Genomic DNA, 12457 nt, shown 5'->3' with positions numbered 1-12457 from the left:
GTGGGGCAGCGTACGGGTGGGGGAGGAACAACACCGGGCAGATCGGTGCCCCAGCGCCGGTCACCGCGTGGCAGGCCAMTCCCGTCACGATCGACTAGCGCACCGGCTGGGCGGCCACCCGTACGGGAGGGTCGCCCAGCCGCCCTGTGCGGGGGTCAGACCTGCCGTGCGGACCGCTCCCGGAAGTACGCCGAGGACGCCGGGCGCCACAGCAGCACGAGGATCGCGACGGCGAGCACGAGGGAGAGCAGCTGCAGCGCGATCGTGACGCCCGTCCCGGTCGTGAGGCTGAAGACCGCGCTCAGCGCACCGAGCGCGCCGAGGACCGTGGCGAGCACCCGGGCCCACGACCTGCCAGCACCGTTCGCGGCGGCCATCCACAGCCACAGGCCCACGCCGACCAGGCCGACGACGGTCGCGAACCCCAGCGAGATCGTCGTGGCGGACTCCACGGCGTCGGGCGTCAGGGTCGGGCTCGCCGCCTCGACCTGCTCGCGCAGCTGGTCCTTCGTGGTCCACGCGACGAGGATGCCGACGACGCTCAGCGCAGCGCCGACGTACATGAGCTGCACGGCTCGCGTCACCGACGTGGGCCGGTCGACGGGCGCAGCGGCGACCGGCTGGTCCCGGTACTGCGGTGCGACCGGCATCGACGGTGCGGCGCCGCTCGCGTGGGGGTCGGGCACGGTCTGGTCGCTCTCTGTCATGCGGATCTCCTGGGCAGGGTGGTGTGAAACGTGGCATCCGGACGTTATCGGGTCCAGGAATGACGACTCGTTGCCGTTTCGGCACAGACCGCGGCCCGCGAGTCCTACATTGCTGACATGGCAGACATCCTGTTGGGCATCCTTGCGATCGTTGCCGGGGGCGTGATGCTCTTCGCGGGGCAGTTCGTGCTGCGKCTCGTCCTCCCGATCTRGGGCTTCTTCGCCGGGTTCGCGTTCGGGGCGGGGCTGTTCGCCTCGCTCGCGGACGAGAGCTTCCTCGGCACGGCGCTCGGCTGGGTCTCCGGGTTCGTGTTCGCCCTGATCTTCGCGGTGCTCGCCTACCTCTACTACGCGGTGGCCGTGATCCTCGCGATGGCGGCGTTCGGGTACGTCGTCGGCGCGGGCCTGATCGTCGCCCTGGGGATCGACTGGAGCTGGGTCGCGGTCCTGCTGGGCGTGGTCGTCGGCGCGATCTTCGGCATCGTGTCGGTCATCGGGAACATGCCGATGATCGTGCTCGCCGTGGCCAGCTCCCTCGCCGGAGCGGTCAGCGTGGTCGCCGGCCTGATGCTCCTGCTGGGCACCCTGAACTCCGCCGACTTCACGGAGGGCGGCTTCAGCAGCGCCGTCGACGCAGGCTGGGGCTGGTGGCTGCTGCTGGTGGCGCTGGTCGTGATCGGCTTCCTCGCCCAGACCCGGCAGCGGGTCGCGGTGCGCCGCAGCGTCAACGAGGCCTGGTACGCGCAGAGCCGCGCCGTGTCGTCGTGAGACGTGCCCGGCGCAGCGCCGACCGCTCAGCGTCGGCGCCTGCGCCGGGCGGTCTTTGCGTTCGTCGGTGACACGTGTCAATGTATGGGAGCGCACCCACGGCCGCCCGACGCGGCCCTCGTGCCCGCCCGGGACCGGCGATGCGCGCATGACACGAAGGACATCGGCAATGGCGTCGCAGACTCTCTCGCCCGCACCCACGGACGGGCTGGGCCACGTGTCCGGTGCCCCGGAGGCAGGGCTCGTCGACCTCGACGGGCTGCGCTTCTACCGCATCACGTCCTACGACGACCTCCCCCCGTTCTTCATGACGCTCGTCGGCGCGAGCGACCTGTGGCTGTTCATCTCCAGCACCGGCGGCGTCACCGCCGGGCGCGAGGAGGCCGACCGCGCGCTGTTCCCGTACGCGACCGAGGACAAGGTCGCCGCGGGTGCCGGCCGCACCGGCGGTCTGACCCTCCTGCGGGTCGGCACCACGTTCTGGCAGCCCTTCGCGCCGCACCGGCCCGGTGACCCCCACGCCGACCGCAACCTCTACAAGGACCCGCTCGGCACGACGCTCGTGTTCGAGGAGAGCCGCCCCGACCTGGGTCTGCGCGTGCGCGTGACGTGGCGCACCGCCGCCCGGTACGGGGTCGTGCGCGAGGTCGAGGTCGCCTCGACGACCGACCAGGAGGTCCGGGCCGAGGTCCTCGACGGGTTCGTCGACCTGCTGCCCGCGGGCGTCACCGTGCAGACGCAGGGCGAGCTCAGCAGCCTGCTCGACGCGTACAAGCGTGCCGAGGTCGACGCGACCGGGCTCGGGCTCGTCTACCTGAACTCGACGCTCACGGACAGGGCGGACCCGAGCGAGTCCCTCGCGACCACCGTCGCGTGGCAGGTCGGCCTCGACGACGTCGACCACCTGCTGTCCGTGCGCCAGGTCACCGCGTTCGCGACCGGCCGCCCCGTCGTCGCGGAGCACGAGGTCCGCGGTGAGAAGGGCGCCTACCTGGTCCGGGCGCACCTCACGCTCGCCCCGGGCGAGCAGCGCCGGTGGAGCGTCGTCGCCGACGTCGACCAGAGCGCCGCCGACGTCGTGCGGCTGCAGACCCTGCTCGCCGACCCGACCGCGGCCGCCGCAGCGCTCGCCGCGGACGTCGCGGGCACGCGCGAGCACCTCGACCTCCTGGTCGGGACCGCCGACGCCGCGCAGGTCACGGGTGACGAGCTCGCCACCGCGCACCACCGCGCGAACGTGCTGTTCAACATCATGCGCGGCGGCGTCCTCGCCGACGGGTACACCGTCCGCACGGCCGACCTGCGGGCGTTCGTCGGCCAGCGCAGCCGTCGGACGGCAGACCGGAGCGGCGCGTGGTTCGACGGGCTCGCGGCGACCGAGCAGGTCGACGACCTCGCCGCGCGGGCCGACGCGTCCGGCGACCCCGACCTGCTGCGCCTCGTCCGCGAGTACCTGCCGCTGACGTTCAGCCGCCGGCACGGCGACCCGAGCCGCCCGTGGAACAAGTTCCGGATCGCGCTGACCGACGCGGAGGGCGAGACGCTGGTCGACTTCCAGGGCAACTGGCGGGACATCTTCCAGAACTGGGAGGCGCTGGCCTGGTCGTTCCCGGAGTACGTCGAGTCGATGGTGGCGGTGTTCCTCGACGCGACGACGGCCGATGGGTACAACCCCTACCGGATCTCGCGCTCCGGCATCGACTGGGAGGTGCCCGAGCCGTCGAACCCGTGGGCGAACATCGGCTACTGGAGCGACCACCAGGTGATCTACCTGGTCAAGCTCCTGGAGGCGTCACGCCGGTTCCACCCCGGCCGGCTGGAGGCGCTCGTCGACCGGGCCGTCTTCACGCACGCCGACGTGCCGTACCGGATCGCGACCTACGACGCCACGGTCGTCGAGCCGATCGCGACGATCACCTTCGACACCGAGGCCGAGGAGCGGGTGACCCGGCGGATCGCGACCGAGGGCGCCGACGGGCGGCTCGTGCACGGCCCCGACGGTGACCTGGTCCGCGTGTCGCTCGGCGAGAAGCTGCTCCTGACCATCCTGGCGAAGGTGGTCAACCTCGTGCCCGACGGCGGCATCTGGATGAACACGCAGCGCCCGGAGTGGAACGACGCGAACAACGCGCTCGTCGGCAAGGGCCTGTCGGTCGTCACCCTCGCCTACCTGCGCCGTGCCCTGACCCTGGCCCGGGACCTGCTGACCGACGACCTGACGGTCACGGCCGAGCTCGCGGGCCTGCTGGCCGAGGTGTCCGCGGCCCTCGACGCGCACGTCGACCGGGCCGCCACGGGGTTCGACGACCACGCCCGCCGCGCGGTCATGGATGCGCTCGGTGCCGCGGGCACCGCCTACCGCACGCGCGTGTACGCCGGCTTCAGCGGCGAGCGCACGCGGGTGTCGTCGGTGCAGGCGTTCCTGGCGGACGCCCAGGTCTACGTCGACGCCGCGCTGCGGGCCAACCGTCGCGAGGACGGCCTGTACCACTCGTACAACCTGCTGGACCTGCGCGACGGCGCGACGGTCGGACGGCTGCAGGAGATGCTCGAGGGGCAGGTCGCCGTCCTGTCGTCGGGCCTGCTGACCTCCGCGGAGGCGCTGGAGCTCGTCCGGGTGCTGCGGCGCAGCGCGCTGTATCGGGCGGACCAGAACTCCTACCAGCTCTACCCCGACCGCGAGCTGCCGACGTTCCTGGCGCGCAACCTGATCACGGCGGAGCAGGCCGCGTCCGCGCCGCTGCTGGGGGCGCTCGTGGCGGCGGGTGACACGTCGATCGTGCTGCGCGACGTGCGCGGCGAGCACCGGTTCGCGCCCGGGCTGCACAACGCACGCGATCTCGACGCGGCTCTCGACGAGGCGGACGTCCCGGGCGTCGCCGACGGGCGCGACGCCGTGCTCGACGTGTTCGAGCAGGTGTTCCGGCACACCGAGTTCACCGGCCGGTCGGGGTCGTTCTTCGCGTACGAGGGGCTCGGCAGCATCTACTGGCACATGGTGTCCAAGCTGCTGCTCGCCGTGCAGGAGAACCACGAGCGCGCCGTCGCCGAGAACGCGGACGCGGCCGTCGTCGCTGGCCTGGCCGACGCCTACGAGGACATCCGGCTCGGGCTCGGCTACTGCAAGACCCCCGACGTGTACGGCGCGTTCCCCGTCGACCCGTACTCGCACACCCCTGCCGGCAAGGGCGCCCGGCAGCCCGGCATGACCGGCCAGGTCAAGGAGGAGATCCTCACCCGGCTCGGCGAGCTGGGGCTGCGGGTCGAGGGCGGGCGCGTCGTCGTGCGGCCCGACCTCCTGCGGGCCGACGAGTGGACCGCGACCCCGACGACGTTCACCTACCACGACCTCACCCAGCAGGAGCAGAACCTCGCGCTCCCCGCCGGGTCGCTCGCGTTCACGTTCTGCCAGGTACCGGTCGTCTACCGGCGCACCGACGGGCCCGGTACGACGCCGGCCGTCGTCGCGCACCTCGCCGACGGCACCCGCGTCGAGGGTGTCGACGGCGCGCTCGACGCCGACGTCAGCGAGCGGCTGTTCCGGCGCACGGGCGACGTCGTCCGCGTGGAGGTCGAGGTCCCCGCCCGCTGACCCGGGCCGGTGGGCGTCGAGCGGATGCCGCGGGACCGTTGTCTTTCGGTGCGGAGGTCGGCACTATGCAAGAAGGCGTTGCTGCTGGTTCGGCGCCGCGGGCCGCGTCCGGGCGGGCCACGCGCCGCGCTCCCGCGACCATCGCCACGTCGGGAGGACGTCGTGCACACCGTCCGTCGAGGCCACGCGCGTGACCGGCTGAACGACGACCCGGTCCAGCGGCAGTCGACGCGGCCGGCGCAACCCGCCCCTGCGGACAGCTGGCTGCTGACCCTGCAGCGGCAGGGGGGCAACCGTGCGGTCGCGCAGCTCCTCACACAGCCAGGACCCGGCCGAGGACCGATGCGCTTCCCCCACCGCGGCGCCATCGAGGCCGCGACCGGAGCGCCGGTGCCGGGCGCCGCGCTCCTCGACGTCGCGGGATGCAGGGCGCGAGGGGTGCCGGCCTACACCGACGGGCTGACGACCCACTTCTCGTCCGGCACACCACCCCTCCGCGTCGCGGCCCACGAGTACGCCCACCAGCTGCAGCACGCCGGGCTCACGCGCGACCACGGTGCGGGGGCCGAGGGGCACGCGGAGGCTGTCGCCGGCACCATCCGCGCCGGACGGTCCGCGCGAGGGCTCGTGGGCGCGACGGGATCGGCGGTCCCCTCGGGATCCCGGGACTTCACCGAGGTCCCCGAGACGGACCAGGCCCTCTCCGGCTTCTGGAAGGTCGGTGGCACGGCGAAGGTGGGGGACGAGGGTCGCACGGTCACCACCGACGCCGACACCCACGCGCTGTTCGCCGACGAGGCGCTCATCGTCGAGTCCAACGCCGTGCTCAAGGCCAAGCAGTCGGGGGTGCGCCTCGAGGTGGGCGGCGCCGGGCCCAGCGGTCCCGCGCCGGACGGGAGCGGGAACCGGACGACCGTGAAGGCCGGCTACAAGATCCTGTCCGACGAGGACGGCGAAGAGTTCTACGCGGACTGCGGGTACTCGGCGCGGGAGGTGCAGGGACCGTCGGGGACCGACACCTCTCCCCGGGGTGTGTACCTGGACGACGCGGGGGCGCGGGCGGAGACGTCCGCCACCAAGCAGCCGGCCAAGATGCGGGACGAGATCTTCGTCGCGGGCGGACTCGGCGCGGACGGACCGACCGCCCACGCGGCGTACAACGCGTTGAGCGCCGCCGACCAGGACGCGTTCGACCGGCTGCACGGGATCAACCGGTACGCCGCACCAGGGGTCGGCGAGGCGTTCACCCGCCGCCGGGACGACGAGCTCGGCGGTACGGGGTTCAACTTCCACTGGGGCGGTGTCGTCATGGTCGCGGGGGGTGACCGGATCACCTTCGAGAACTACACCAAGGACGAGGGGTACACGGCGAAGGACACCGCCTGGTACTTCGCGACGTACGGCCCACCGACGAAGCCCGGCCAGACGTGGCACGAGCAGTGGGCGGGCGTCGGCGGCGTGGGCAAGGGCACGACGCTGGCGGCCGCGACCACGAAGGACCCGTCGCCCTTCATCGCGGCAGCCGCGGCGATGTCCACGGCGAACGCCGTCGTCCGGTACAACGCCAGCCCCCACGAGGGCGAGAAGATGGCCCTGCTGGCCGAGCTGCGCGGCAGGTGGCTCAAGGTCACCGTGGTGGTGAAGTCGGCGCAGGAGGGCGAGGACGAGGTCTACGTGCGGTGCAACCACGGCGGACGCGAGGCCGAGACGGGTGCGCTCGACATGAGCAGCGGTGACATGAACACGTTCTGGATCTCGCTCGACAAGCTGGTCCCGATCGACGGGAAGATCAGCGTCCGCGTCATCGACAGCGACGTCTTCAGCAACGACACGATCTCCCACCTCGAGTTCGACGCCCCGTACACCGCCGCGAGCGACAACCGCCCCTGGGACGACGCCGAGTACCACACGACCGTGGAGTTCGACCGGTGACGGTGACGTGCACGACCTTGGCCGAGTGCGAGGCGCACGACGGCGAGCAGGTCGAGGTCGTCGGCACCTATAAGGTCTGGGACCCGCTCCCGGTGCGCGGACCGCAGCAGCCGCCGGCGCAGCAGGTGGTCGTGATGTTCGGCAGCGAGGAGGGGCCGTACCTGGGCGCCTGGGGCCACGGCGACCATCGCCGCCCGCTGGAGGAGATCGAGCGCCTCGCCGATCGGAGCGTGCGCGTGGTCGGCACGTTCCTCCGGACGATGCCGCCGCACCCCACCGACCCGCCGACGGCGGCCTCGGTGTCCGGGCCGTGCATCCACCCCGTCGAGTCGATCGCGCCCGCCTGACCGCCGGCTTGTCGACCAACCCGACACCAGTGCCGTTCTGCGGCTGTTCGCGGCACCCAGGTCGGGTTCGAGCTCGTGCGGAGCGCACGGGGCGTCGGCCTGGCCGGGCCCGACCGAGGGCGGGCGGCTTCGGGAGCCCGGCACGGGCGACGGTGTGACGTCGCGGTCATTCCTGGGACAAGACCTGCCGCGACCTGCCACGATCTGGCCGTGACCGACACGGAGGTGCTGCCCCCCGACCTCGAGGCGCCCGTGGACGGTCCGCCGCTCGCCTCCTGGACGCGTCGGGTGGTCGCGGCGCTGCTCGACGGTGCGATCCTCGGCGGCGCGACGTGGGTCGCCCTCGGGTCCGGCGGGCAGGAGCCGTCGCTGACCCCGTCGTTCGGCGGCGCCAGCAGCACCGGCGACGTCGATCCCGTCGCGTGGTTCACCAGCCCGTGGCTGGTCGGTCTGGTGGTCGTCATGCTGCTGCTGCAGGGCTGGACGGGTGCTACCCCGGGCAAGCGCGTCGCGGGCGTCGCCGTCGTGCGCGTGTCCGACGGTCGTCCTGCCGGGTTCCTCGCGGCCGGCCTGCGCGTCATCGCGCACGCGATCGACGCGATCTTCCTCATCGGCTACCTGCGGCCGCTGTGGAACGCCCGCAGGCAGACGTTCGCCGACTCGATGGTCGGGACGCTGGCCGTCCAGACGCGCGAGCCGGCGCCGCACCCGTGGTTCGCCCGGTTCCGGCGCGAGCCGTCGGCGCTCGGCTCGACCATCGTCAGCGTGGCGGCACTCGGTGTCTGCGTGCTCGGCGTCGGGTTCTCCACGGGCTCGAGCTCCTGGGGCGGGTCCTGGGAGTCGGCCGTGCCGTGCACCGACGGCGGGACGCTGGCCCGGACCGCCTCCGCGGACGTCGCCCGCACGGGCGGGAGCATGCACGAGGGCCGGCTGTGGATCAGCCGGGAGACGGACGGCGACGTCGACAAGGGCCTGCGCATCACCTGGACGTGGACCTCACCGGACGAGCCGGGCGACGCACGGTTCGAGACCGACGTCGTGCGGGCCGACGGGTCGACGATCGAGATCACCCAGGACGCGATCGCGAGCAGCTTCCTCGACGGAGCCACCGTCTTCGACCCCGCCACGGTATCCGCGGACGACCTGGACTCGGCCGGACCGGGGTGGACCGCGCAGACCCGGCTGGTGGTGGACGGCGAGACCGTCGGTGCCTGCACCGTCGACAGCGCGGACTGGGACGCCGCCGTGCCACCGGCCACGTACCAGGGCTGACCTGCGTCACCGCGCCCCGCTACGGTGACGCCCATGGACCGTCGACCTCCCGTGCAGGTGTTCCTCGGCGTGCTCATCGTGGCGGTCGGGGTGATCGCGCTGCTGATCCAGCTGGACGTCGTCGACCTGGACCTGGGCCAGGTGTTCGCCGACTGGTGGCCGCTGATCGTCATCGGCGTCGGCCTCGTCGCGCTGGTCACGGTGCCGCGCGCATGGGTGGGACCCGTGCTGGTCATCGCCGTCGGGGTGTTCTTCCTCCTGCGGACCCTCGACGTCATCGACATCAACTTCTGGGAGCTCTGGCCGGTCGCCGTGATCCTGGTCGGACTGTCCCTGCTCACCAGCTTCGGCGGGCGGCAGTCCGACGACGACACCATCAACTCGACCGTCATCTGGTGGGGGTCGGAGCGCACGACCCGGTCGCAGCAGTTCACGGGCGGCAGCCTCACGGCGATCATGGGCGGCATCGAGGTCGACCTGCGCGAGGCGGACATCGTCGACAAGGCGGAGATCGCGATCTTCGCCCTGTGGGGCGGGGTCGAGGTGAAGGTCCCCCCGACGTGGCGGGTGCGCGTCAGCGGCCTGCCCCTGCTGGGCGGCTGGGACGACAAGACGACCCTCCCGCTCCAGGACGGTGCGCCGGAGCTGATCGTGCACGTGACCGCCATCATGGGCGGGGCCGAGATCAAGAGCTGACGCGATGCCCTCCTACCGGGTCACCGCCGCGATCGGCCTGCTCCAGCCGGGGGTCGCCGCGCCCGACGTGCTGCCGCAGGCCGTCGCGGTCGCCGAGGGGATGACGACCGTCGAGGCGCACGACGTCGCCGTCGTGCGCGGGCAGGCGCGCATCACGGTGCGCTTCCAGGCCGACGACGACCAGACCGCGCGACGCGTCGGCTGGGCGGTGCTGGCACGGCTCGACGAGCTGGCGGACATCAGCGGACGGAGCGTGACCCGCCGGTTCGGGTCCCGGTGGTACCCGGTCCGCGCGCAGACCTGATCAGCGACGACCKGATTCACGCCCGGTCGATGCTGAGGCTCCCCAGACCGCCCGCGACAGTGATCTCGTAGTGGTCGTCGGCCTCGTCGAAGCCGTCGGTGGTCAGGACCGTGCCCGCACCGATCCCCTGGGTGGTCTCCCCGTCGATCTGCGCGCTGCCCGCCCCGGACGTGACCGTCACGCGCGCACCGACACCGTCCGGCAGGTGGATCACCAGGTGGTCCGCGCCGGCGCGCTGCTCGACCGGCACGCTCCCGTCCGGGCGCGGCAGCGCCAGCTCGATGCTGCGCGCGCCGCCGTCGAGCACGATCCCGGTGACTCTCGTGGCGGTCAGGTCAGCGTCCACCGTGTCGGCGCCGGCGGCGACGTCGACGGTCCAGGCCACGTCGTCGGCCAGCCGGACGATCGCAGCACCGCCGTCCAGCGCGACCACGTGCGTGCCGTCGGACTGGTCCGCGCCCGGCCGGGAGTCCGGGGCGGTCGCGCTGACCTCGAGCAGGTCGCCCGGGGCGGCGTCGGTACCGAGCGTGATCGACGAGGCGTCGCCGGTCAGCGAGAGCGTCGCGTCGTCCGCCGTCCCACGGTCGACCGTGACGGGCTCCTCGCGGTCGTCGGGCTGCTCGACGGCGCCGTCGTCCGGGCGAGGGTTCGGGTCGGGCGGCCACGACGAGCACCCGGTGAGGGCGAGGACCGCGGTCACCAGGGCCGCGACGACGAGTCTGCGCATCCCGGGACGGTAGTGGTGCCGGGGCGTCGCCGCCCGTCGAGCGGTGGACTGACCCGCGATCAGCCCGGGGAGCCGGCTATCCCAGCTCGGCGACTGCCTTCGCGATGCGGCGCTCGCGGGTCTCCGGGGTCTTCGCAGCCTCGATCGGCTCGACGATCGCGCGCTGCCGGCTGAACGACAGGGCGTCGAACGCGGCACGGGCGGGCCCGGACAGGGCGGTCGCGAGGTCGTCGGGGACCTCGACCGTGCGCGGGGCGTCGTCGTGCTCGATGTCGACGTCGACCTGCTGACCGGCCTCGACCCCGGCGGCCACCCGGTTCTCGGCGCTCAGCGGCAGCATCGTCTCGCCCCGGTACGGCGTGACCGTGCTCCGGTACGCGTGGCCGTTGATGGTCACGACGACGGGGAACCGTGCCCCGCGGTCCATCGCCGCGACCGTCTCCGGCGGGACGGGGATGCCCGTCGCCGACTTCCCGCTCAGCTGGATCGTGCTGCGAAAGCGCATGGTCGCACCCTAGTCACGCGTCGGCGCGGACGAGCCGGTCGGCGGCGGACGCGGCGCCCAACCACGTGTGCGGGTTCCGGTCCCAGCACCAGCCGAGCTTCGCGCGCCGCTCGCTGATCCACACCGCGGGCACCCGCTGGTTGGTCCCCGTGCGTGACGCCAGCAGCGAGAAGCACTTGTTCGGGCGGAGCATGTCCGGGCGCACGACGACGAGCGCCACGCCCTCGTCGATGGTCAGCGGCGTGCGCCCGCGTCCGGTGATCGTGACCAGCGCCTCCTCGGGGCGGACGTCGCAGAACTCCGACCCCGTGTCGATGCCCCACAGCAGGTACGGCTCCGCGGGGACCACGACGTCCGGCAGGGGCCGGTAGGTCGGGGCCTCGTCGCGGTCGATGACACTGACGCCGAGCCTGCTGCCGCGGCGCATCGCGGGGGCGACGTCGTTGAGGTCCAGGCCGGGTAGCACGAGCACGAAAGGGACGTCGTCGCCCTCCATGGCGGGCGGTTCCGTGGGGGTGGTCGCGACCTCCGCCAGTGGCGCGAGCCGCGCACGGAACGCGGCAGGGTCCTCACCGAGCAGCGCCGCGACGCCCAGCTCGACATACGCCGCGATCTGGCGGTCGAGCTCGGCCTGCACGTCGAGGTCGGGGTCGAACGCGGTCGCCGCGGCCGACGGCGGCGCGGTCACCGTGGGCAGCAGCGGGTCGACGGTGGTGACGGGGACTCCCATGGCGTTCCCCTCGGGTCGAGGTCCGGATCAGCCCCACGGTCCCACGCGGTCAGAGCAGCGGCACGCCCTGGCCCAGGACGATCGGGTCGCCGACGGGCCGCGCGGGACGCGTCCGGCCCTCGTCGTACGACACGGCGTTGTAGCGGTGCGCGACGACGAGGCTCGGCGCACCCGCGTCCGACGCCTCCACGAACACCGCGTCGCCCTCCTCGGGCGAGAGCTGCCCGAACCAGGCGACCGCCGCACGCACGGCCCCGGTGCTGCGCACCCACGCGCGGGCCTCCTGCAGCGCGCGGGCGGGGTCACCCTCGAAGCGGCGCGGGTGGTGGTCCTGCGTGGGGCTGCCGTCGACGACCGCGAACGGTGCACCGGGGCCCTCCGGCGCGACCGCCATGCCGAGCGCCTGCTCGAGCACGCCGAGCGCGATGTCCTGCGCGGCCCGCGACGGCGGGTACGGAAGGTCGGCCGGGACCCGGTACTCGGGCTGCACGGGCGGAGCTGGCGCAGGCGCAGGTGCCGGGGCCGGGGGTGGGGTCTTGGGGAACGCGGACGCGAGCGACGTGTGGGCGGGCCGGGTCGGCCCCGGGCTCACGTCGCCGGGCGCAGGGGCGACGACGTGGCGGGTGGGAAAGGCGCCCGCCGCGGTGGCGAAGTACCCCGCGGGTCCCGCGCCGTCGGACGGACGAGATGGCAGGCCTGACGGGTACGCGCTCTCGTCGGCCGGCGGCACCGGCGACGACGCGTGCGCGCGGGTGGGCAGAGAGCTGGGCGGCTGCTCCGTCGCGGGCGCCCGCTCCGGCAGCGCCGGGGCGCTCGCCCGGGTGGGGAGCTGTGCGGGCTCGTCGGCGCCGGAGTCGGGCACGGCGCGCGTCGGGAC

At 73.3% G+C, this 12457-nt stretch carries 11 protein-coding genes and 1 pseudogene; 7 read left to right on the top strand and 5 right to left on the bottom strand.

Annotation, left to right across the window (positions count from 1 at the left end; all coding sequences use genetic code 11):
• Positions 1 to 155: 155 nt before the first annotated feature.
• The gene (locus ACXJKF_RS21985) at positions 156 to 707 is read right to left on the bottom strand and encodes a hypothetical protein (RefSeq protein WP_456789871.1); all 552 of its coding nucleotides are present in this window, start codon (positions 705 to 707) and stop codon (positions 156 to 158) included.
• 117 nt (positions 708 to 824) lie between these two features.
• Here ACXJKF_RS21985 and ACXJKF_RS21980 point away from each other — a divergent pair, with 117 nt between their 5' ends.
• The 7 genes from ACXJKF_RS21980 (at position 825) to ACXJKF_RS21950 (ending at position 9618) form a co-directional block, all read left to right on the top strand.
• Positions 825 to 1475, top strand: a complete 651-nt coding sequence (locus ACXJKF_RS21980; RefSeq protein ID WP_456789870.1) for a DUF4203 domain-containing protein — start codon at positions 825 to 827, stop codon at positions 1473 to 1475.
• Between the two features lie 169 nt (positions 1476 to 1644).
• Positions 1645 to 5067: a hypothetical protein gene (locus ACXJKF_RS21975; protein WP_456789869.1), complete on the top strand. Its 3423-nt coding sequence runs from the start codon at positions 1645 to 1647 to the stop codon at positions 5065 to 5067.
• Between the two features lie 342 nt (positions 5068 to 5409).
• The gene (locus ACXJKF_RS21970) at positions 5410 to 6999 is read left to right on the top strand and encodes a hypothetical protein (protein WP_456789868.1); all 1590 of its coding nucleotides are present in this window, start codon (positions 5410 to 5412) and stop codon (positions 6997 to 6999) included.
• Entirely contained in the window at positions 6996 to 7346 is a 351-nt protein-coding gene (locus tag ACXJKF_RS21965) for a hypothetical protein (RefSeq protein WP_456789867.1), read from the top strand. Before ACXJKF_RS21970 ends, ACXJKF_RS21965 begins: the two co-directional genes overlap by 4 nt.
• Before the next feature lie 210 nt (positions 7347 to 7556).
• A complete protein-coding gene (locus ACXJKF_RS21960) occupies positions 7557 to 8618 on the top strand; it encodes an RDD family protein (RefSeq protein WP_456789866.1) in 1062 nt (353 codons plus the stop codon).
• Between the two features lie 33 nt (positions 8619 to 8651).
• Positions 8652 to 9314 carry a LiaI-LiaF-like domain-containing protein gene (locus ACXJKF_RS21955; protein WP_456789865.1) on the top strand — a complete coding sequence of 221 codons (663 nt, stop codon included), beginning with the start codon at positions 8652 to 8654 and terminating at the stop codon, positions 9312 to 9314.
• Between the two features lie 4 nt (positions 9315 to 9318).
• Positions 9319 to 9618, top strand: coding sequence for a hypothetical protein (locus ACXJKF_RS21950; protein ID WP_456789864.1), 300 nt, complete (start codon positions 9319 to 9321; stop codon positions 9616 to 9618).
• Between the two features lie 16 nt (positions 9619 to 9634).
• Here ACXJKF_RS21950 and ACXJKF_RS21945 read toward each other — a convergent pair whose 3' ends face one another.
• From ACXJKF_RS21945 to ACXJKF_RS21930, 4 genes and pseudogenes are all read right to left on the bottom strand, one after another.
• Positions 9635 to 10345: a hypothetical protein gene (locus ACXJKF_RS21945; RefSeq protein WP_456789863.1), complete on the bottom strand. Its 711-nt coding sequence runs from the start codon at positions 10343 to 10345 to the stop codon at positions 9635 to 9637.
• Positions 10346 to 10421: 76 nt separating this feature from the next.
• Positions 10422 to 10850: a YdeI/OmpD-associated family protein gene (locus tag ACXJKF_RS21940; protein ID WP_456789862.1), complete on the bottom strand. Its 429-nt coding sequence runs from the start codon at positions 10848 to 10850 to the stop codon at positions 10422 to 10424.
• A 13-nt stretch (positions 10851 to 10863) separates the two neighbouring features.
• Entirely contained in the window at positions 10864 to 11580 is a 717-nt protein-coding gene (locus ACXJKF_RS21935) for a DUF5701 family protein (protein WP_456789861.1), read from the bottom strand.
• Positions 11581 to 11629: 49 nt separating this feature from the next.
• Positions 11630 to 12457: pseudogene (locus tag ACXJKF_RS21930) on the bottom strand (hypothetical protein); the annotation flags it as partial.

It is taken from the genome of Cellulomonas sp. P5_C5 (genome assembly GCF_054049655.1).
This window is presented reverse-complemented; position numbering and strand designations above follow the sequence as displayed.